The organism is Streptomyces sp. NPDC094032, from assembly GCF_040303965.1.
Classification (GTDB): domain Bacteria; phylum Actinomycetota; class Actinomycetes; order Streptomycetales; family Streptomycetaceae; genus Streptomyces.
The window spans coordinates 16,741-37,189 of record NZ_JBEOUE010000035.1 but is presented as its reverse complement, the minus strand read 5'-3'; the positions used below and the strand labels follow the sequence as shown (position 1 = coordinate 37,189).

21 protein-coding genes are annotated in these 20,449 nt (G+C 74.0%); 10 read left to right on the top strand and 11 right to left on the bottom strand.

Features of this window, described 5'->3' with window-relative positions; genetic code table 11:
• Positions 1-17: 17 nt before the first annotated feature.
• The 5 genes from ABTZ54_RS32445 to ABTZ54_RS32425 all read right to left on the bottom strand — a co-directional run bounded on the left by ABTZ54_RS32445 (position 18) and on the right by ABTZ54_RS32425 (position 4,107).
• Entirely contained in the window at positions 18-482 is a 465-nt protein-coding gene (locus ABTZ54_RS32445) for an OsmC family protein (protein WP_351670286.1), read from the bottom strand.
• An 86-nt stretch (positions 483-568) separates the two neighbouring features.
• A complete protein-coding gene (locus ABTZ54_RS32440; RefSeq protein ID WP_351670283.1) occupies positions 569-1,315 on the bottom strand; it encodes a type 1 glutamine amidotransferase in 747 nt (248 codons plus the stop codon).
• Positions 1,316-1,341: 26 nt separating this feature from the next.
• A complete protein-coding gene (locus ABTZ54_RS32435) occupies positions 1,342-2,085 on the bottom strand; it encodes an amino acid ABC transporter ATP-binding protein (protein WP_351670280.1) in 744 nt (247 codons plus the stop codon).
• 7 nt (positions 2,086-2,092) lie between these two features.
• Positions 2,093-3,202, bottom strand: coding sequence for an amino acid ABC transporter permease (locus ABTZ54_RS32430; protein WP_351670277.1), 1,110 nt, complete (start codon positions 3,200-3,202; stop codon positions 2,093-2,095).
• Positions 3,202-4,107 carry an ABC transporter substrate-binding protein gene (locus ABTZ54_RS32425; RefSeq protein WP_351670274.1) on the bottom strand — a complete coding sequence of 302 codons (906 nt, stop codon included), beginning with the start codon at positions 4,105-4,107 and terminating at the stop codon, positions 3,202-3,204. The genes ABTZ54_RS32430 and ABTZ54_RS32425 overlap by 1 nt, the downstream gene beginning before the upstream one ends.
• A gap of 155 nt (positions 4,108-4,262) precedes the next feature.
• Here ABTZ54_RS32425 and ABTZ54_RS32420 point away from each other — a divergent pair, with 155 nt between their 5' ends.
• Both ABTZ54_RS32420 and ABTZ54_RS32415 read left to right on the top strand, forming a co-directional pair.
• Positions 4,263-5,336, top strand: coding sequence for a LacI family DNA-binding transcriptional regulator (locus ABTZ54_RS32420; protein WP_351670271.1), 1,074 nt, complete (start codon positions 4,263-4,265; stop codon positions 5,334-5,336).
• A 71-nt stretch (positions 5,337-5,407) separates the two neighbouring features.
• Complete coding sequence (locus tag ABTZ54_RS32415) at positions 5,408-5,809, top strand: hypothetical protein (RefSeq protein ID WP_351670269.1); 402 nt, start codon at positions 5,408-5,410, stop codon at positions 5,807-5,809.
• Positions 5,810-5,896: 87 nt separating this feature from the next.
• Here the strand turns inward: ABTZ54_RS32415 and ABTZ54_RS32410 are convergent, their stop codons facing one another.
• Positions 5,897-6,604: an NADPH-dependent F420 reductase gene (locus ABTZ54_RS32410; RefSeq protein ID WP_351670267.1), complete on the bottom strand. Its 708-nt coding sequence runs from the start codon at positions 6,602-6,604 to the stop codon at positions 5,897-5,899.
• 248 nt (positions 6,605-6,852) lie between these two features.
• Here ABTZ54_RS32410 and ABTZ54_RS32405 point away from each other — a divergent pair, with 248 nt between their 5' ends.
• The 3 genes from ABTZ54_RS32405 to ABTZ54_RS32395 are packed head-to-tail and all read left to right on the top strand — an operon-like array spanning position 6,853 to position 10,350.
• Complete coding sequence (locus tag ABTZ54_RS32405; RefSeq protein ID WP_351670264.1) at positions 6,853-9,207, top strand: molybdopterin cofactor-binding domain-containing protein; 2,355 nt, start codon at positions 6,853-6,855, stop codon at positions 9,205-9,207.
• Between the two features lie 50 nt (positions 9,208-9,257).
• Positions 9,258-9,737 (top strand): (2Fe-2S)-binding protein, encoded by a 480-nt coding sequence (locus ABTZ54_RS32400; RefSeq protein ID WP_351670261.1) that lies wholly within the window; start codon positions 9,258-9,260, stop codon positions 9,735-9,737.
• Between the two features lie 40 nt (positions 9,738-9,777).
• Positions 9,778-10,350, top strand: coding sequence for a dihydrofolate reductase family protein (locus ABTZ54_RS32395; RefSeq protein WP_351670258.1), 573 nt, complete (start codon positions 9,778-9,780; stop codon positions 10,348-10,350).
• A 33-nt stretch (positions 10,351-10,383) separates the two neighbouring features.
• Here the strand turns inward: ABTZ54_RS32395 and ABTZ54_RS32390 are convergent, their stop codons facing one another.
• The gene (locus tag ABTZ54_RS32390; protein ID WP_351670255.1) at positions 10,384-11,226 is read right to left on the bottom strand and encodes an alpha/beta fold hydrolase; all 843 of its coding nucleotides are present in this window, start codon (positions 11,224-11,226) and stop codon (positions 10,384-10,386) included.
• 285 nt (positions 11,227-11,511) lie between these two features.
• Between ABTZ54_RS32390 and ABTZ54_RS32385 the strand changes: the two genes are divergently transcribed.
• The 4 genes from ABTZ54_RS32385 to ABTZ54_RS32370 all read left to right on the top strand — a co-directional run bounded on the left by ABTZ54_RS32385 (position 11,512) and on the right by ABTZ54_RS32370 (position 15,808).
• Positions 11,512-12,504 carry an alpha/beta hydrolase gene (locus tag ABTZ54_RS32385; RefSeq protein ID WP_351670252.1) on the top strand — a complete coding sequence of 331 codons (993 nt, stop codon included), beginning with the start codon at positions 11,512-11,514 and terminating at the stop codon, positions 12,502-12,504.
• Positions 12,497-13,717 carry an acyltransferase family protein gene (locus tag ABTZ54_RS32380; RefSeq protein ID WP_351670249.1) on the top strand — a complete coding sequence of 407 codons (1,221 nt, stop codon included), beginning with the start codon at positions 12,497-12,499 and terminating at the stop codon, positions 13,715-13,717. Before ABTZ54_RS32385 ends, ABTZ54_RS32380 begins: the two co-directional genes overlap by 8 nt.
• A gap of 82 nt (positions 13,718-13,799) precedes the next feature.
• The gene (locus ABTZ54_RS32375) at positions 13,800-15,104 is read left to right on the top strand and encodes a sensor histidine kinase (RefSeq protein WP_351670246.1); all 1,305 of its coding nucleotides are present in this window, start codon (positions 13,800-13,802) and stop codon (positions 15,102-15,104) included.
• A complete protein-coding gene (locus ABTZ54_RS32370) occupies positions 15,101-15,808 on the top strand; it encodes a response regulator (protein ID WP_351670243.1) in 708 nt (235 codons plus the stop codon). Before ABTZ54_RS32375 ends, ABTZ54_RS32370 begins: the two co-directional genes overlap by 4 nt.
• 99 nt (positions 15,809-15,907) lie before the next feature.
• Here ABTZ54_RS32370 and ABTZ54_RS32365 read toward each other — a convergent pair whose 3' ends face one another.
• The 3 genes from ABTZ54_RS32365 to ABTZ54_RS32355 all read right to left on the bottom strand — a co-directional run bounded on the left by ABTZ54_RS32365 (position 15,908) and on the right by ABTZ54_RS32355 (position 18,726).
• On the bottom strand, positions 15,908-16,717 hold the full coding sequence (locus ABTZ54_RS32365; RefSeq protein ID WP_351670240.1) for a hypothetical protein: 810 nt from the start codon (positions 16,715-16,717) through the stop codon (positions 15,908-15,910).
• Positions 16,717-18,015, bottom strand: a complete 1,299-nt coding sequence (locus ABTZ54_RS32360; RefSeq protein ID WP_351670237.1) for a VWA domain-containing protein — start codon at positions 18,013-18,015, stop codon at positions 16,717-16,719. Before ABTZ54_RS32360 ends, ABTZ54_RS32365 begins: the two co-directional genes overlap by 1 nt.
• Positions 18,016-18,135: 120 nt before the next feature.
• Positions 18,136-18,726, bottom strand: a complete 591-nt coding sequence (locus ABTZ54_RS32355; protein WP_351670234.1) for a hypothetical protein — start codon at positions 18,724-18,726, stop codon at positions 18,136-18,138.
• 248 nt (positions 18,727-18,974) lie between these two features.
• On the opposite strand from ABTZ54_RS32355, the gene ABTZ54_RS32350 reads away from it, so the two are divergent.
• Complete coding sequence (locus ABTZ54_RS32350) at positions 18,975-19,622, top strand: GntR family transcriptional regulator (protein WP_351670231.1); 648 nt, start codon at positions 18,975-18,977, stop codon at positions 19,620-19,622.
• 6 nt (positions 19,623-19,628) lie between these two features.
• Here the strand turns inward: ABTZ54_RS32350 and ABTZ54_RS32345 are convergent, their stop codons facing one another.
• A complete protein-coding gene (locus ABTZ54_RS32345) occupies positions 19,629-20,345 on the bottom strand; it encodes a flavodoxin family protein (RefSeq protein WP_351670228.1) in 717 nt (238 codons plus the stop codon).
• Positions 20,346-20,449: the final 104 nt, after the last annotated feature.

The window sequence follows — 20,449 nt, the reverse complement described above, 5'->3', positions numbered from 1 at the left end:
GCGCGAGGCGGTGTTCGTCAGCCCGAGTGTCCGGACGCCGCTCCGCCCGCCCGGAAGCCGACCGTGCCGTCGGGGAGCACCGCCTCGACCTCCGCGCCGTGCTCGACCGTGCGGCTCACCGTGCAGAACTTCTCGTGGGTGAGCCGTACCCCCCGGGCGAACACGTCCGCCGCGCGCGGGTTGCTGTCCGGCAGCTCGAACTCGTAGCTGACCCGGATCCGCCCGACCCGGCCGTCGTCCTCGGGACCTGCCACGCCCTCGACCACGATCCGCAGGTCGTCGTGGTCGACGGCCCGCGCCGTACGGTCGATCACCATGCCGCCGCACCCGCCCATCGCCGCGAGCAGCAGCTCCACCGGCGTGAACGAGGGCTGGGCGTCCGCGTCGTCGGCGGCCCCGATGCTCACCTCGGCGCCCCGGTCGTTGCGGGCGGTCCAGGTGCGGTATCCGGTGCGGACGGTCTCGATCCGGTACTCGGCCATGGGTGGCACTGCTCCTCACTGCGGTCCGTGCGCACACGGACGCGTGCGCACGGACCATCCCATCATCCCCGCCGCCGGGCACGCCCTCAGCGGCGCGCGCCGGACCCGGGCACCGCGACCCGGCCGTCCTCGGCCGCTGCCTCCCGCACGACGGCGCCCCACGCCCCGGCCATCTCGCCCCAGACCGCGCGCAGTCCGGACTCCGCCTCCCGTACGGAGGTGATCGCGCGGTCCGGGTCGCCGCCGGCCTCCCGTACGGCAGGTCCGTCCGAGTCCGCCCAGTCGGCGATGGCGTCGGCGAGCACCTCGGGGTGGAACTGCACACCCCACGCCCGGGGCCCGACCCGGAAGGCCTGGTACGGGCAGTCGTCCCCGGTCAGCAGCGGCACCGCGCCGGCCGGCAGCTCCGCGACCTCGTCCCAGTGCCACTGGGCCGCGAGCGCCCCCTCGGGCACCGCGCCAAGCACCGGATCGCCGTCGGCGGCGGGCAGCCGGCGCAGCGGTACGGCCCCGACCTCGGGGCCCTGCGGGCGCCGGACGACCCGGCCGCCCAGGGCATGGGCCAGGATCTGGCCGCCGAGGCAGATGCCCAGGACCGGGAGGCGGGCCTCGACGGCCTCGCGTATCAGCTCGCGGACGCGCGGCAGCCAGGGCGCGGCCGTGTCGTCCTCGCAGTTGGGCGCGCCGCCCAGGACGAGCAGGCCCGCCCAGCCGGACAGGTCGGCGGGCAACTCCTCGCCGCGCCAGGGGTGGTGGACCCGGAGGTCGAGCCCGGCCTCGCGGAGCCGCTCGCCGACCAGCGCGGGGCCGGTGTCGGCCTCGTGCTGGACCACCAGTACAGGGTGTGCGGACAGATGCGTCACAGTCGACCCGCCTCCACGATGCGTCGCAGGAACGCCTTGGTGCGTTCCTCCCGAGGGTCGCCGAAAATCTGTTCCGGCGAACCCTGTTCGAGCACGGTGCCCTGGTGCAGGAAGCACACCTGGTGGGCCACCTCCTTCGCGAAGCCCATCTCATGGGTGGCGAGGAGCATCGTCATGCCGTCCTCGGCGAGGTCGCGCACGATGTTCAGGACCTCGGCGACCAGCTCGGGGTCGAGCGCCGAGGTGATCTCGTCCAGGAGCAGCAGCCGGGGCCGCATCGCGAGCGCCCGGACGATCGCCACGCGCTGCTGCTGGCCGCCCGACAGACGGTCGGGCAGCGCCTTCGCCTTGTCGGCGAGGCCGATCCGGCGCAGCAGCTCCATCGCCCGCTCCTCGGCCTCCTCCTCGCCCAGGACGCCGAGCACGGTCGGCGCGAGGGTGATGTTGTGGAGGACGTCCATGTGCGGGAAGAGGTTGTAGTGCTGGAAGACGATGCCGACGTCCCGGCGCAGCCGGTCCACGTCGACGCCGCGCCCGGAGACCGGGTCCCCGTCGAGCACGATCCGCCCGGCGTCGATGGTCTCCAGGGCGTTGACGCAGCGCAGCAGGGTGGACTTGCCGCAGCCGGAGGCCCCGATGAGGGTGACCACCTGGTGCTGATCCACCGTCAGGTCGAGGCCGCGCAGCACCTCGTGGGCGCCGTAGGACTTCCGGATGCCTTCGATATCGAGAAATGCCATGGGGGTCTCAGTCGCCCTTCGAAGCCGCGCCGGACCGGACGAGCAGCCGGTCGGCGAGCCGGGTCTGCGGGATCGTGATCACGACGAAGAGCGCGGCCACGACGGTCACGGAGGAGAGGTTGAAGTCGTTGGAGGCGTAGATACGGGCCTGGTTGAAGGCGTCGATGGTGCCGATGACGGTCACCAGGGCGGTGTCCTTCTGGAGCCCGATGAAGTCGTTGAGCAGGGGCGGCACCACCCGGCGCACGGCCTGCGGGACGACGACGTGCCGCAGCGTGCGGGAGTGGGACAGGCCGAGCGAGCGGGCGGCGGCGGTCTGGCTCCAGTGGATGGAGTCGATGCCGGAGCGGTACACCTCGGCGACGTACGCGCCGTAGGTGAGGGTGAGCGCGAGGATCGCCGCCCAGGTCGGGGTGAGCGCGCTCAGCCCCGGGATCTGGGCGAGCGGCAGGCCGAAGCCGATGAGATAGATGACGACGATGCTCGGTACGGCACGGAAGACGTCGATGTACGCGGTGGCGAGCAGCCGCAGCGGGCGTCCGGCGCGGCCGGGGGCCAGCTTGGCGACGGCGAGCAGCAGACCCCAGCCGAGTACGAGGACCTCGGCGGCCACGGCGATGAACACGTTGGTGCCGAAGGCGCGGGCGACGTCGGCCGCGCTCGACGCGATGGCCTCGGGGCTGAAGAACGTCGCCTGGACGGCGTGGTCGTTGGCGAGCAGGAAGAGCGTGAGCGAGGTCAGCAGGAGCACCGAGGCGGACGCGCCGATGGTGACCCAGGCCGACTCGCGGGCGTCGGCCGCCTCGGCGCGCGCCTCGGCGAGCCGCGAGCGGTCGACGGCCGCCTTACGGGCCCGGGCGGCGGCCCGTACCGACTGACCGGCCGGCTTCAGGACCGCCAGGGCGGCGAGCCCGCCGACGGCGGCCACGATCCGCAGAGTCCAGGACCAGGGGCCGTCGGCGGGCGCGGCCTGCCACAGCACGGCGGCGGTCCAGGCGGCGCCCAGACACACCAGCACGGCGACGGCGAGCGCGGCCGGCGGCAGGACGCGGGGGAGCCGGACGGAGGGCGGGGGAGCGGTGACGGGGGGCTTGGCGGTGGTGGTGGCGGCGCTCATCACAGGCTCCAGACGGGGAGGGTGGCAGGGTCGCCGCCGAAGGCCTTCGCGAGGTGCTCGCGGGAGAGCCGGTCGAGCGTGCCGTCGCTCTTCAGGGCGGCGAGGACGCCGTCGAGGGCGGCGGTGTCGGGGCCGTTCTTGGGGAGGATCGCGCCGTACGACTCACCGGTGGCGTACTGGCCGACGACGGAGAACGCGCCCTTGGACTTCGCCGCCTGGCCGAGCAGGATCGCCGTGTCGGTGAGGGCGGCGTCGATGCGCCCGGACTGGAGCGCGGCGAGCATCTCGGGGTCGCCGGGGAAGACCGACACCGGCTTCTCGGGCTTGAGTTCGTCCTTGACGAAGGCCGCGCCGGAGGTGGCCTGCTTGACGCCGAGACGCAGTCCGCGGATGTTCGCGGCGGTGACGGAGCCCGGCTTGGCGAGGACGCCGATGTTGGAGTCGAAGTACGGGGTGGAGAAGTCGACCACCTTGCGCCGGGCGTCGGTGATGGACACCTCGGCCAGCGCGAGGTCGTAGCCCTGCGCCTTTCCGGCGACCATCGCGTCGAAGGAGACGTTGCGGATGGTGAGGGTGTCGAGTCCGGCGCGGTGGGCGATCTCGGCGGCGAGGCAGTACTCGAAGCCGCTCTTGATGTCGGCGACGGTGTTGCCGTTCCACCAGCCGGCGGAGGGGAGGTCGCCGGCGACGGTGAGGGTGCCGGGGGTGACGGTCTTCAGCTTCAGCTCGCCCCGCTTGCCGCTCACCGTGCAGTCGCCGTAGCGGTTGCCCTGCGCCTTGGTGTCGGCGCTGGTGGCGTCGCCGCCGGGGCCGGAGGAGCAGGCGGAGAGGGTGAGGACGGCCGCCGCGAGCAGGGCTGCGGCGCGGGCCGGGGATCGGAGGAGGGCGGGGACGGGACGGCGCACGGGGGCTCCCGGGACTGGGCGAAGGGGCGCGGAGAACAGGGGACGCAGGGCGGCCGGACGAGCGGCCGGGGGATTCCCAAAACCTTTTGGGTGGCGGAATGTCGAGTATGCTGACCCAAAAGGTTTTGGGAGTCAAGGGTGAGGAGAACCCGGCGATGGGCAGGCCCAAGGACACCGGCCGGGCGGCCGGAGCGGGGCGCGGCGCCGAGGGCGGGCGGACCGTCGGCATCAAGGACGTGGCCCGGGCGGCCGGTCTCTCCATCACGACGGTCTCGCACGCCCTGAACGGCAAGGGCCAGGTCAGCACCCGCACCCGGGAACGGGTCCGGCAGGTGGCGGAGGAGCTCGGCTACCGCCCCAACCCCGCCGCCCAGGTCCTGCTCTCCGGCCGCACCGGAGTCATCGGCCTCGCGGCGGGACACCAGAGCTCCGAGCCCTGGGAGCGCACCTACCGGCCCTACTACGCGGCGTTCACCGCGGGCGCCATGGTCGAGGCCGTCGACCGCGACTACGCCCTCGTCGTCGTGCCCGTCGGGCCCGGTACGGACCTGTGGACCCGCATCCCCATGGACGGCCTGATCGTCGTCGACCCCATCGCCGGCGACCCCGTCATCGACGAGGCCCTGCGGCGGGGGCTCGCCGTCGTCACCGACGGCCGCCCGATCGACCCGGCGCACGCCGAACTCCCGTACGTACAGAGCGACATCGTCACCGGCATCGGGCTGGTGATGGACCATCTGCACGACGCGGGCGCCCGGCGGATCGGGCTGCTCAGCGGCTGCGAGCTCGACTCGTTCACCCTCGACAGCGAGCAGACCTACGCGGAGTGGTGCGCCGACCGGGGCCTCCCGGCCGCCGTCGAGCGCACGGCCCCCGGCGAACCGGCCCGCGACGCCGCCCGCCGCCTCCTCGCCACCCGCCCCGACGCCGTCCACGCCCTCAACCGCACCTACGGCGAAGCGGTGTTGGGCGCGGCCCAGGAGCTCGGCCTGTCGATCCCCGGGGACCTCCTGGTCACCGTCATGGACGAGGCCGAACCGGGCACCCGCCCGCCCCTCACCACCCTCAGCCTCGACCCCCGGCGGGTCGGCGCGGTCTGCGCGGCGGCCCTCATCGACCGCCTGACGGGCGCCGAACCCGAACGGGTCACGGTGCCGTCGCGGCTCGTGCCGGGGGAGTCGACCCAGCGGGACCGAGCGGTCCGGGCGCCACGACCCGCCCAAGGATGAGTACCCGGCACCCGTCCACCTGAGTACCCCGCACGGTGCTCCGCCCCCCGGGCCGCTGATGGACTGTCACCATGAACACGCAGCCCCCGCGCCGCCGCCCCCGGGCCCCCCGCCCGCCGCGCAACGTCACGACCACGGCCACGGCCACCGGTTCGGCCCTCGCGGTCGCCCTGCTGCCACTCATGCTCGGCGCGCTGGTGGCCCGCACCGCCGGGGGAGACCCGATGGTCTCGGTGAACGCACTGATCGCGAGCGGCGGCCAGCGCGCCCGCCTGTCCCGCACGCAACTGCGCACCTGCGGGGGCCGAGCGCTCGCGACGGCACGGGGCGCGTGGGGCCGCGCCGGCCGGCGGGCCGACGGGGACTGGTGCGGGGTCGCTCCGGCCGGGGCAGGCTCGCGCACCGGGCGCGCGGTCACGCGGAAGCCCGCGCCGTCGCGGAGCGAGGCGACGCGCTCGACGGGGCGGGGGTAGACGGAGCGGCGGCAGGCGACGCGGCCGACCTCGTGACCGTACCTCCTTGCCGAAGGCCGTGCGCCGCTTCGGCCATGGTGCGGGAGCCTAGCCCCGGAAGGACTCCGGGCGTTCCGGCGATGCCTCCGACAGGGCGCGTTCGACTGCCGCTGCGTCGGCGCGGAGGCCGTAGACGGGGGTGTCGGGCTGCTGGCGCCAGGAGGTGTCGATGCCGCCTGCGTCGACCGTGTCGAAGCCCAGTTCGTCGATGAGTTCGCGGACCGTCTTCTTCGCCTGCTCGTCGTCGCCCGCGACCGGCAGCGCGATGCGCTCGGGGTCGCCGGACGGGCGGTGGCGGTCCAGGATGTCCTGGGCGTACGTGCCGTTGAAGGCCTTGATGACCGGGTGGCCGAGGTGGCGTTCGGTCCAGCGGCTCTCGGTCAGGCCCTCGTCCTCGATGGCGGCGATGCGGCCGTCGCGCTCGCGCGGGTAGTAGTTGCCGGTGTCGATGACGGCGAAGCCCTCCGCCGCCCCGTCGAACAGGCCCGTCACCGGGAGGTCCGGGATCGCCTTCAGCGGGATGGTGACGACCACGATCCGCGCGCCGCGGGCGGCCTCCGTGACCGTGACGGGGGTCGCCCCGGTCTCCTCGGCGAGAGCCGAAAGCGTCTGCGGGCCACGGGAGTTGGCGACGGACACCTCGTGCCCGAGGGCGGTGAGACGGCGGGTCAGGTTGCCGCCGATGTTGCCTGCCCCGATGATGCCGATCTTCATGGTGGTCGATCCTTCCGAGCGGGAGGCGCGGTTCGCCGTCACGGGAGTTCGCAACCGGGCCACCCCGCCCGCTATTCCCCGCCGGGGACGTGAGAACTTGGCGTGTCCCGGGTGAAGGCCGGACCGTTCCGGTCCCGCCGCAGGCCCGGACGGGTGATGATCCACTGGGCGCGTCACCAGCCACGTCCAACCCGCATCTCTCACCCGTAACGCCTCACCCCTCAACTCTCACCCCCCAGCTCTCACCCGTAACCCCTCAACCCTCACCCCTCATCGAAAGGGCAGCGCCGATGACAGCGCAGGACCGCGCCGCACAGCACGAGCAGGAGGCCGCGTCGCCCCGCGGTATCGGACGGCGCCGTTTCCTCGGGTACGTCCTGGCCGCGCCGACCCTCACGGTCGCCGCGCAGGTCGGCGCCGACCTGCTCGCGCCCGCACCGGCCGCCGCCGCGGTGCCGGCCGTCGTGCCGTCGCTCCCCGGGCCCGCCGACATCTACGACCTCAACGACATGCTCACGCACGCCGCCCTCCCGACGGCGAACCTCATCACCATCCGCATCGACCCCGACGGCACCGCCCACTTCGCGCTGCCCCGCGCCGAGGTCGGCCAGGGCATCACCACCTCCACCGCGATGATCATCGCCGAGGAACTCGACCTGCCCGTCGAGCGGATCAGGGTCACCCTCGCCGACGCCCGCCCCGAACTGCTCTTCAACCAGCTCACCGGCGGCTCCAACACCACCATCTCCACCTTCACCCCGATCCGCGTCGCCGCCGCCGTCGCCCGCGGCCGGCTGCTGCGCGCCGCCGCACTCGAACTCGGCGAGGTCGTCGGCACGCTCACCGCCAAGGCCGGTGTCATCACCTCCGCCGCCGGGGTGAGCCTCAGCTACGGGGACCTCGCGGTGAAGGCCGCCGCGCTCACCGACACGCAGGTCTCCGTCACCCTCAAGGACCCGGAGAAGTTCCGCGTCATCGGGACCGGACGTGGGCGCGTCGACGCGCTCGAAGCCGTCACCGGGCGCAAGAAGTTCGCCATGGACGTGCAGGTGCCCGGCGCGCTGCCCACGATGGTCTGCCGCCCGCCGACGATCAACGGCACCGTGCGCTCCGTGGACAACCTCGCCGACGTGAGGGCCATGCCGGGCATCACCGATGTCGTCGCCGTCTCCACCGGCGTGGCCGTCCGGGGCCGCACCTTCGGCCAGTGCATCGACGCCGTCCGCGCGCTCAAGGTCACCTGGGGCCCCGGCACCGCCGAGGGCGCCTCCGACGCCACCGTCCTCCAGGAGCTTCGCCGGGCCGAACTGCCCCTCGTCGTACCGCCGATCGACCTGCTCACCAAGTCGGTCGACGCCCGCTTCACCTTCGCCTTCGCCAGCAACGGCGCCCTGGAGACCAACTGCGCCGTCGCCGACGTCCGGCCCGGCTCCGCCGAGATCTGGGCGAGCCTGAAGTCGCCGATCGTCGCCCAGGAGAAGATCGCGCTCCAGCTCGGCCTGCCCATCGGCGCCGTCACCGTCCATGTCACCGAGGGCGGCGGCTCGTTCGGCCGCAAGCTGTTCCACGACGCGGCCGGCGAGGCGGCCGAGATCTCGAAGAAGATGGGCAAGCCGGTCCGGCTCATGTGGCACCGTACCGACGACTTCCGTCAGGGCCGTACGCACCCGATGGCGACCTCCCGGGTGCGCGCCACGTACGCGCTGGGTGAGGTCCTCACGTACGAGCAGCGGCACACCTCCGTCGCCACCGACTTCGGCCACGGCATCGGCGAGATCATCACCTCCGAGGTCGCCCAGCTCCCGGTGGCGAACCTGGCGTTCTCCGAGACGATGTTCCAGCTCACCCAGGCGAGCCCCTACCACCTGGGCGTCACCACCCAGCTCCTCAACGAGGTCGACCACGGCTTCAACACCGGCTCCATGCGCAACATCTACTCGCCCAACGTGCGCTGCGCGCAGGAGCTCGTCCTCGACGAACTCGCCAAGCGCATGGGGCAGGACGCCCTCGCCTTCCGGCGGCGCCTCCTGAAGGACGAGCGGGCCCGCGCCGTGCTCGACAAGGTCGCCGAAGTGGGGCGCTGGGGACGGCAGATGGCGCCCGGCACCGCACAGGGCATCGCGGTCCACCCCGAGTACCACGCCTTCGTCGCCGTGCTCGCCGAGATCGACTGCCGGCCCGCCACCACCGGGCGCACGGTCCGCGACGCCTACACCGGCCCGCGCGTCACCAAGGTCGTCTGCGCCGTCGACGTCGGTCTCGCCGTCAACCCGCGCGGCCTGGAGGCCCAGATGATGGGCGGCATCATCGACGGCATCGCCCTCACGCTGACCTCCTCCCTGCACCTGAAGGACGGGCACTTCCAGGAGAGCAGCTGGGACAACTACTACTACACCCGGCAGTGGAACACCCCGCCCGAGCTGGAGATCATCGTCATGCCCCCCACGGGCGACAAGCCCGGCGGCGCCGGCGAACTCGCCGTCGGGGCCGCCGCGGCCGCCGTCGCCTGCGCCTACGGCCGGGCCACCGGCACCATGCCGACCAGCTTCCCGGTCAACCACGACGAGCCGCTCCCCTTCACCCCGCTGCCGACCGTCCCGCCGATCCCCGCCGCCCCCACCGACGGCCGCGCCCGCGCCCTCTGATCCTCCGACTCCGACTCCGACTCCGACTCCGACCGAGAACAGGAACCACCGTGCCCCAGCACACCTTCATCCTCAACGGCAAGCCCGTCACCGCCGAGGTCGAGGACGACGTCCGCCTGCTCTGGGTGCTCCGGGACGTCCTCGGCGTCACCGGACCCAAGTACGGCTGCGGCGTCGGCGTCTGCCAGGCCTGTACGAGCCACCTCAACGGCCGGGCCTTCACGCCCTGCTCCGTCCCGGTGAAGGACCTCGCGCCCGCCGACGAGGTCACCACCATCGAGGGCCTGCCCGCGACGGTCGGCAAGGACCTCCACCCGATGCAGGAGGCCTGGCTCGACATCGACGTGGCCCAGTGCGGCTACTGCCAGCCCGGCCAGATCATGACCGCCGTGGCGGCCGTGCGCCGCGCCCACGAGGCCGGGCGCGAGGTCGACGAGGCCGATCTCGACCAGATCCGCAACATCTGCCGCTGCGGAACCTATAACCGTATCCGAGAGGCCATCAAGGAGGGCGCCCGCCGCATGGTCTGACACGGCCCGGGGCCCTCGCCTACGAGAGGGCGTGCACCAGATGCCGGGAAAGATCGTGCTGTTCGCGGGCGTGTCCCTGGACGGCTACATCGAGGGACCGGACCACGACATCGCGTGGCACCGCGTCGACGAGGAGCTGCATCTCCACTTCAACGAGCAACTCGCCGCCATGGGCCGGTTCCTCAGCGGGCGCCGCACCCACCAGCTGATGACCGACTTCTGGCCCACCGCCGACGCCGACCCGGAGAGCTCCCCCGCCACGCGGGAGTTCGCCGGGATCTGGCGCACGATGCCGAAGACCGTCTACTCCACCACCCTGGACCGGGCCGACTGGAACACCACCGTCGTCCCGCGCGTCGACCCGGCGGAGGTCCGCGCCCTGGCCGCCTCCTCGGACGGCGACCTGACCCTCAGCGGCGCCAACCTGGCCGCCTCCTTCCGCGACCACGACCTGATCGACGTCTACCAGATCTACGTCCACCCCGTCCTGATCGGCCGGGGCACCCCGCTCCTCACCCCGACGGACACCTTCAACGACCTCCGGCTCGACACGACGCGGACCTTCCCCAACGGGGTGGTGATGCTGCGCTACGAGAAGGCCGGGAGCGCGTGACCCGGGACGGGCGCCGGCGCCACCCGCCGTCGCCTACCCGAGCGTGAGCATCGCCCCGGCGACCTCGCCCGCCGCCGCCTCGGGGAGCGCGGTGGCGGCCTCGTCGAGGACGAGCAGCCGCGCCCCGGGGATCTCGCGGGCGAGCGCCTCCGCGTTGCCCACGGGGAAGAACGGGTCGCGGCGGCCGTGCACGACGAGCGTCGGGACCCCGATCCCGGGCAGGCGCTCGCGCCAGCGGGGCGCGCAGTCGAGCCGGGAGAACACCAGGCCCAGCTGGTTGGCCAGGTGGACCGCGGGCGCGGTGCCGGGCGTACGGTCCCAGACCCGCGCGGCGACGGCACGCGCGGCGACGGGGTCGTCGCCGCGGATCTGCGCCCCGGCCGAGGCGAACTCCGCGACCGCCTCGCGGTCGGCCCAGTCGGGCAGCGCCCGCGCGAACAGCCGACCCATCGTCTCCTCGTCATGGCCGGGCAGGTCGTCGTCGGGCGGGCCGGGGGCCACCGCGCGGGTGCCGACCAGGGTGAGCGCCGAGAACGCGCCGGGATGGTCGAGCGCGGCCACCTGGGCGACCATCCCGCCGACGCCGATCCCCGCGAGGTGCGCGGGTCCCCCGCCGAGCGCGCCGACCAGGGCCGCCGCGTCGGCGGCGAGGTCGCGCAGGGTGTAGGCGGGCGCCTCCGGATCCCGCGTCGTCGACTCCCCGCTGTCCCGCAGGTCGTAGCGCACCACACGACGTCCGGCCGCGACGAGGCGCTCGCACAGCGCGTCGGGCCAGGAGAGCATCGTCGGCCCGCCCACGAGCAGGACGAGGGGCGCGTCGTCGGCCCCGGACGACTCGATGCCCAGGGAGATCCCCCGGGCGTGGACTGTGGTCATCGGATCACCGGAAGACGTAGGGGTCTGGTGGGGGTGGGGCTTGGTGGGCGGGGGCTGGTGGTGCGGCGGCTGGTGGTGCGGCGGTCGGTGCCGAGGGTATCCCCTGTCATCCGCCGTCGTCCGTATCCTCCGGCATCCCCCGTCGGGACCGTCCGGCAGCACCTCGCGGACTACCCGTCATACCTGAGAGCTACCCCGGGGTTTGGCTCCCCGGCGGGACGCCGACCACAAGGCGCGGTGCCTAGTTTCGGGACCGGATCGAACCCCGGTACGGAAGGAACACCCATGGCGCCCCTGCCGCGCGGCCCCCGCCGCGCATCCTCTCCCGGTCGGCTTCGCCGCACGCTGCTCGCCGCGCTCGTCACCGCGGCCGTCGCGGTGCCGGTCGCCGGGGCCGCGCGGCCCGTCGACGTGCCCGCGCCCGCCCCGGCGCCCGTGGCGCCGCTGACCTCGGCGACGTCCGGGGAGCTCGCCGCGCGGTACGCGGCCGGGCGGGCGGCGGTGCGGGCGGCGGAGCGGAGCGCGGACACGTACGGGGCCCACAAGCGGGCCGCCTCGCTGCACGCCATGGCCGCGCCGGGGCGCCAGTTCCTCTCCTTCGACGGACGCGACGGCGGCCGTGCGGCCGAGGTCGTCGGCGACCTCGCAGGGGCCGACCGGATCGCGGTGCTCGTCCCCGGCGCCGACACCGACCTCGACCGCTACGGGCGCTTCCGGGCCGGTGCCGTCGCCCTGCACGACGAGCTGCGGCACCGGCCCGGCGCCCGCGCCGCCGTCGTCGCCTGGCTCGGCTACCGCACCCCCGCCACCGGCAGCACCGCCTCCCTGACCCCCGGCCGCGCCGACCAGGCGGCCCCCGCGCTGCACGCCTTCGTGGACGAGCTGCGGAGAGCGAAGCCCGGCGCCCGCATCACGCTGCTGTGCCACTCGTACGGTTCCGTGGTCTGCGCGCTCGCCGCCCCGGACCTCCCCGCCGACGCCCTCGTCCTCTACGGCAGCCCCGGCACCGGCTTCGACACCGTCGCCGACCTGCGCACCCGGGCCGCCGTCTGGGCCGGGCGCGGCGCCGCCGACTGGATCGGCCAGGTCCCGCACCTGAGCCTCCCGCTGCCGGACGGCTCCGAACTCGGCTTCGGCGAGGACCCGTTGGCCGCCGGCTTCGGTGCCCGCACCTTCGACGCGGGCGGCGGCGGCCACAGCGACTACCTCGTCCCCGGCTCCGTACCCCTGGAGAACATCGCGAGAATCGCCGACGGACGGGAGCCGCGCCATGTCTGAGCCCGTCCGCCGCGCTGCCCTCCGCGGCTTCGTCGCCCGGATCGAGGCCGCCACCCCGCCCGGGCGCGACCGCGCCCTCGACGCGCTGCGCGGCCTCGCCATCCTCGGGGTGGTCCTCGGGCACTGGCTCGTCACCGCGCTGGTCACCGACAGCGGCACGCTCCGCGCCGAGAGCCCGCTCGGGCACCTGCCCGAATTCACCCCGGTCTCCTGGGTGTTCCAGACCCTCGCCGTCTTCTTCCTCGTCGGCGGCTACGTGGCAGCCCGCGGTCATGCCGCCGCCCGCGCGCGGGGCGAGAGCCACCTCGGCTGGATCGGCGCCCGGCTGCGCCGGCTGTTCCGGCCGGTCGTCCCGCTGCTCGGGGTCTGGGCGGTGGCGACCGGCGTCATGCTGGCCTGTGGAGTGCCCTGGCAGACCCTCCACACCCTCGGCAAACTGGTGCTCTCCCCGCTGTGGTTCCTGCTGGTCCTCGCCGCGCTCACCGCCGCCACCCCGCTGGTCGCCCGGATCCACCCGCTGTGGCCGCTCGCCGTCGTCCTCCACGTCGACCTGGTCCGCTTCGGCTTCGACGGGCCCGACACGCTCGGCTGGCTCAACCTGCCCGCGGGCTGGCTCGTCCCGTACTGCCTCGGCACCCTGCTCGCCCGCCGCGGCCCGCTGGCGCGCGGCGCGGCCTGGGGGCTGCTGCTCGGCGGCGCCGCCGCCACCGGGCTGCTCGTGGCCTTCGCCGGCTACCCCGGCTCCATGGTCGGCGTGCCCGGCGCACCGGTCTCCAACCTCAACCCGCCCACGCTCGCCGCCGTCACCTTCGGCCTCGCCCAGTGCGGCGGCGCCCTGCTGCTCCTCGGCCCGCTCCGCCGGGCCCTGCGCCGGCCCGCCGCCTGGGCGGCCGTCGCCCTGCTCAACCTGTGCGCCATGACCGTCTTCCTCTGGCACCAGACCGCGATGATCGCCGTCACCGCGGGCGGACTCCTCAGCGCGGGGCTCCTCGGGCACGGGCCGCTGACCGGACTCCACACCGTCCCCGACGGCTACGCGTGGGTCCTCGCACGGCTCGCCTGGCTGCCCGTCTTCGTCTGCGCCCTGCTGGTCTGCGGCGCCGCCTTCCACGCGTACGAGCGCACCACGCGATCCGGTACGAGCCGGGAACCCCGGCCGCCACGCAGGGCCGAACGGCGCACCGACGCCCGGACGGGGGCGGGACATGCCTAGGCTGAGCCGGCGCGATGATCATCCGAACGGCCACGACCACGTGGACGACGGCCACGACCGCACACACCTCAGGGGGAGCACGGTGAAGGACGCCACACGGTGGGAGGGCGCGCTGCGGGCCGTGCCGGGGATCCTGCGCGCGGACCTGTGGACCGCGCGCCGCGACCCGCTGCCGCGCAACCGCTGGCTCAACTGGCTCCCGCACGCCCATCTCATGCTCCTGACCGTGCTGCTGGGGGTGTGGGACCTCAACCTCAACGCGCGCTACATGGACCAGGTCCCCGGCAGCGTCCCGCTGCTCGTCGTCGCCCAGAGCGCCGCCCCCATCCTCGCCCTCGCCCGGCCCGCCGCCGGCTGGTGGCTCTCCACGGCCGCGCTGATGGTGTCGGTGACGCTCACCTCCTCCGTCTTCGGCGCCGAGTGGCCCTGGAACGCGGGCGCCATCGCCCTGCACACCCTCGTGCTGCTGCTCCTCTCCCTGCGCGTCCGGCCCGTCGCCGCCGCCACGGCCCTCGGCGTCAGCCTGCTCACCGGCATCGGGGCGCTCACCCCCGGCGGCGTCCCGCACCTGCCGACGCTCTGGTCGGGCACCGTCGCCTTCGCCACCGCGACCGTCGTCGGCGCCTCGCTGCGCGCGACCCGGGTCTCGCGCACCCGGCTCGTCGAGCAGGAGGAGCTGACCGCGGAGGAACGCGCCCGGCGCGCCCTCCTGGAGGAGCGCGGCCGGATCGCCCGCGAGCTCCACGACGTCGTCGCCCACCACATGTCCGTGATCTCCATCCAGGCGCAGGTCGCCCCCCACCTGGTCGAGAACCCGTCGCCCGAGCTGCGCGAGAACCTGGCCGGCATCCGGCAGAACGCCGTCGACGCCCTCACCGAACTGCGCCGCGTCCTCGGCGTCCTGCGCGGCGACGGGGCGGCGGGCGACGCCGCGGCGGGCGTACGGCACGCCCCGCAGCCCACGCTGGACCGGCTGGGCGACCTCCTCGCCAACGTCCGCGCGACCGGCCTCGACGTCACCGCCGAGACCGTCGGCGAGGCCCGGCCGCTCTCCCCGGGCACCGAACTCTCCGCGTACCGCATCGTCCAGGAGGCCCTGAGCAACGCCATGCGGCACGCTCCCGGCGCGCGGGCCGCGGTGGCGACGCACTACCACGCCGACGGGCTGACCGTGCGGATCACCAACACCGCCGCCACCCGCGCGGTCGGCCCCGTACCCTCGGGAGGAGGCGGGGAGCCCGGGCACGGGCTGCTCGGCATGCGTGAACGCACCGCCATGCTGGGCGGCGAGCTCGCGGCCGGACCCACCCCCGACGGCGGCTGGGACGTCACCGTCACCCTGCCCGCGCCCCTGCTCCACCCACCCCGCACGAAGGACGCCTCATGACCGACGGACGCGACGGAAGCGACGCAAGCGACGGCCGGGACATCCGGGTCCTCATCGCCGACGACCAGGTGATGGTCCGGCAGGGCTTCACCGTCCTGCTGAACGCGGAGCCCGGCATCCAGGTCGTCGGCCAGGCCGTGGACGGCGCCGACGCCGTCGCCAAGACCGCCGAACTCGCCCCCGACGTCGTCCTGATGGACATCCGGATGCCCGGCACCGGCGGCCTGGAAGCCACCCGCATCCTCACCGCGCCCGCCGACGCCACCGTCAAGGTCCTCGTCCTCACCACCTTCGACCTGGACGAGTACGTGTACGAGGCGCTGCGCGCCGGCGCGTCCGGCTTCCTCCTCAAGGACGCCTCCGCCGAGGAACTCGCCCAGGCGGTACGGGTCGTGGCACGCGGCGACGCGCTGCTCGCGCCCAATGTGACCAAGCGGCTCATCGCGGAGTTCTCCCGGCTCAGCCCCACGCCCCGCTCCCCGCTCATGGACCGGGTGGGCGCCCTGACGGAGCGGGAGACCGAGGTGCTCACCCTCATCGCGCAGGGTCTTTCCAACGCCGAGATCGCGGCACGGCTCGTGGTCGCCGAGCAGACCGTGAAGACGTATGTGAGCCGGATCCTCACCAAGCTGTCGCTGCGCGACCGTACCCAGGCCGCCGTCCACGCGTACGAGACGGGGCTCGTCCGGCCCGGCGGGCTCTGACCGGGCACGACGCGTACACGACGATGGCATGACGAGGCCCCCGCCGCTCGTACCGCTTGAGTACGAGCGACGGGGGCCTCATCGTGGCCGCGCGGACCGTCAGGCGGTCGGCGGGACCCGGCTCGGGCGGCCCGAGCCGCGGGTCAGGACGTAGCCGCCGATCCCCGCGAGGGCGGCGAGCACGCCACCCGCAGCCGTCCATATCCAGCGGTCGGACCACAAGCCCGAGGACCAGCCGCCCTCGGGCGCGCGGGCCTCGACCGTCTCCGGCGTGCTCGCCCCCGGGACGAGCGGCACGGCGAGTGAGCCGTCGGCCGCGTAAGCCCCGCCCTTGTCGAGCGAGGTCGCCGTCAGCCGCGCCGAGAACGGCTGGCCCAGGTCCTCCTCGGGGAGCCCGGTCACCGTGAGGCGGACGAAGTAGCTGCCGGGCAGCGGGTCGTTCGACCAGGTGTCGGCGGCGGCCCGGACGGGACGCAGCACGCAGGTCAGCTCGACCGTGGGCGTCTCCTTGGCCGCGAGGCGGCTCTGCATCCCGTACATGCACGGCTGGCGCCTGCGCAGCCCGTCGTACACGTCGATCCGCCAGGCGGAGGAGCCGTGCCGCACGGCCGTGTCGGGCAGGGTGACCGTCGCGGAGACGGTCGGGCGCTGGCCGGTGTCGGCGGGGAACACCCAGTACAGGTAGTCACCCGTGGACGCCTGCGCCGTGGCCTGCTGGCCCTGCCGGAAGAAGGCCGCGGTACGGAAGGAGGTGCCGGCCTCGGTGGGCCCGGCGTCCGTCGCCGAGGCGCTGGGGCTGGGCGTGGCCGTGTCGGCGAGCCCGGCCGGGGCGGCCGGGCCGAGCAGGGCGGCGCCGGCGAGCGCGAGGCCCGCCGTCAGCCGGCCGAGGGTGCGCGGGACGATCGGCATCAGTGGGTCCTCCAGACCGCGAGGCGCCAACGGGACAGCCAGCCCCAGAGCAGACCGCCGAGGAAGCCGGCGAGCGCCAGCGCGCCGAGCAGCCACCAGCCGCGGCCGAGGCCGAACGAGGCCACGTCGGAGGCCGAGCCGGGTCCGTCGACGAGGTCGATGGCGAGTTCGACCGGCATGCCCGGGGTGGTCTTGACGGACGGGGGAGCGGAGAAGGAGTTGCTGACCTGGAGGCAGACGGTCTCGGCGACCGGCTTGGCGTCGCCGTCGCCGAAGCTCTCTTCGAGGTCGGCCTTCGGGTAGCGCAGGCCGGTCGAGATGACGTCGGTGCGCCCGTCGCCCGCCTCGGTGCCGCGGACCATCTCGCGTCCGTGTACGGTGACGGCCCGGAGCAGCACGCCGTAGTCGGCGTTGACGGCCCGGTCGGCCGAGACGCTCACCGAGGCGCGCAGTTCCTCGCCGGGGAGGACGTCCACGCGGTACCAGCGGTGCCGGCCGATGACCTGCCGGTCGGTGTACAGGCCCGGCTTGAGCACCGGGGCGTCGGCGCAGCGTTCGGCGCCCTGGGTGGCGACCGGGGTGACGACCGGGTCGGCCGCGCGGTCGACCAGCTGCCGTACGCGGCCGGAGAGCTCCTCGGTGCGGTGCACGGAGGTGTAGGTGCCGCCGGTGGCCTCGGCGATGCACATCAGCTGACGGCGGGTCTTGGCGTCGGGGACCAGGCCCAGGGTGTCGATGACCAGGTGGATGCCCTTGGCGGCGATGTCCCGGGCGACCACGCACGGGTCGAGCGGGGCGCAGGTGTCCTCGCCGTCGGTGATGAGCACGATCCGCTTGGTGGCCTCGCCGCCCTTGAGGTCCTCGGCGGCGCCCAGCAGGGCCGGACCGATGGGCGTCCACCCGGTGGGGGCGAGGGTGGCGACCGCGGTCTTGGCCTCGGTGCGGTCCAGCGGGCCGACCGGGTAGAGCTGGCGGGTGTCCTTGCAGCCGCGCTTGCGGTCCTGGCCCGGGTAGTCGGCGCCGAGGGTGCGGATGCCGAGACTCACCTCCTCGGGGACGGCGTCGAGGACCTCGTTGAAGGCCTGCTTCGCGGCGGCCATGCGGGACTGGCCGTCGATGTCGCGCGCCCGCATCGAGCCGCTGACGTCGAGCACCAGCTCGACCTTGGGGGATTCCTTGGGGGAGTCCGTGGCCGCCGGACCGTCGTCGGCGGCGGCGCTCGTCGGGAGGAGCCCGACGGCCAGGGCGGCGAGCAGCGCGCCGCAGGCCCCGGTCGCCAGCCGTTTTCTCGTGATCATCGCAGGATCGTATGGATGATCGTCCGGCAATCCAAAACCGGGCCGGGCCGGGGCCGGTGAAAGGGGGTCAGGACCGGTCGAAGGGGGTCACGGCGGGGGCCCGGGTCCGTGGCGGACGCTTCAGGACTGGCTGTTGAGGAAGCCGATGAACGTCGCTCCCCACCAGCCCGCCTGACTGACGGTCGCGGCGACGCCCGAGCGGACGAGCAGGCGGCGCGGCACCCCGCCGTGGGTCCGGAACCGTTCCAGGAGCTGGCCGAGGCGGTGTGCGTACAGGCCGTTGAGGGTGACGGCGAGCACCAGGCCCAGCTTGACCAGGGTGAGCGGCGAGCCGAGGTCGGGGCGGAGGAAGAGGCCCGTGACGGTGAGGCCGCCGAGCCCGGCCCAGATCGGGGTCTGGAGCGCGCAGGCCGTGTCGAGGACCCCGGCGAGCGGGCGCCGGCCGGTCAGCCACAGCACCGCGAACCAGTCGACCGCGAGCACCGCGCCGAGCCCCACGACGAGGCTCGCCACGTGCAGGAACCTGGCCGTGGTCAGCAGGGTGAGGTCCGCCCGCACGTGTCCGGCGGTCCAGAGGGAGGCGGCGAGGGCGGCGGTGGCGAGCACGCCGAGGGCGGCGAGCAGCCAGCCGGGGGTGAGCTCGTGCCGCGCTGCCGCGTGCGCCGTCGCCGTGTCGCTGGTACGGGGCGGGCGCGGCAGGGGTCTTGGCATGGGGGGAGTCTTTCGGCTGGTGGGGGGGCATGAACATGTAACTTAGGTAAGGCGAAGCTAAGTGTCTTCTGTGTGCACGTCAAATGGATCATCGGAGGGCGGTCCGGGTGGCATACGGTAAGGGCTGAACACCGGGAGGACATGTGACCGGGACAGGGTCAAGGGCGGGCACGGGCGCGGCCGTAGGGGCGGGCGCGGGGGCAGACGCGGGGGTAGGCGCGGGTGCGGGAGTGTCGCGGCAGGGTGTCGTGGGAGGCACCGCGCCCGAGGGCGGCTGGCTCCGCGACCAGGTGTGCGAGGGGCTGCGCGACCGCATCATCACGGGCCGGCTCAAGCCGGGCGACCGGCTCGTCGAGCGGGATGTGGCCGAGGACTTCGGCGTCTCGCGGGTCCCCGTACGGGAGGCGATCCGCATCCTCATCGGCGAGGGCTTCCTCCAGACCGTCTCGCAGCGCCGGATCGTGGTCCGCGAGATGACCCGGCAGGACGTCGAGAACCTCTTCGACATGCGCGAGGCCCTGGAGGTCCTGGCCGTGCGGCGGGCCGCCGAACGCCGGACCCCCACCGAGCTCGACACGCTCGCCAGGCTGCTCGCGCGGGCCCGCACCGCGACCGACTCCGGCGGCCCCGAGCTCCTGTCGCGCGCCAACGCCGCCTTCCACACCCAGATCGTGCGCATGTCCCGCAACGACCTGCTCATGACCGCCCTGGAGTCCCTGGAGGGGCGGCTGCGCTGGCTGTTCCAGCAGGTGGACGACCCGGGGCCGCTGTGGGAGGAGCACCGCCTCCTGTACGAGGCCATCGCCGCGGCGGACGCGGACGCGGCGGCCGACCACGCCCTGCACCACGTGCGCCACTACCGCGAAGTGGCGGTACGCCTGCTGTTCGCGGGGTGAGGACCGTCAGCGGTGCTCGGGATTGGCGAAGTCGGACCGGCAGCCCGCGTCCCAGGCGGAGCGCTGGTTGCCGTGCGCCGGGATCCCGCCGGACCGCTTGATGAGGGCGGCCAGGTGCATCAGGTTCCAGGCCATGAACGAGGTGTTGCGGTTGGTGAAGTCGTTCTCCGGACCGCCCGAGCCGGGATCCAGGTACGAGGGCCCGGGCCCGGCCTCCCCGATCCAGCCCGCGTCGGCCTGCGGCGGGACCGTGTAGCCGAGGTGCTGGAGGCTGTAGAGGACGTTCATGGCGCAGTGCTTGACGCCGTCCTCGTTGCCGGTGACGAGACAGCCGCCGACGCGCCCGTAGTACGCGTACTGGCCCTCGCTGTTGAGCAGCCCGGAACAGCCGTAGAGCCGCTCGATCACCCGCTTCATCACCGAGCTGTTGTCACCGAGCCAGATCGGCCCGCACAGCACCAGGATGTCGGCGGCCATCACCTGCTCGTACAGCGCGGGCCAGGCGTCCGACGCCCACCCGTGCTCGGTCATGTCCGGCCACACACCGGTGGCGATGTCGTGATCGACCGCCCGCACGAGCGTGGTCGTCACGCCCTGCCCCGTCATCACCTGGCGGCTGCGCTCGATCAGCCCCTCGGTGTTGCTCACCTCGGGGGAGCGTTTGAGGGTGCAGTTGATGAAGAGCGCGCTGAGATCGTCGTAACGGTACGCGGTCGAGGCCATCGGCCGACTCCTCGCAGACGGGACGGGCCCTCCCAGCCTGCGAGGCGCGGCGCCGGACCGCCAGCGCGGGCGGCCGAACGCGTGACGCCGCCGGGAGGAGCGCC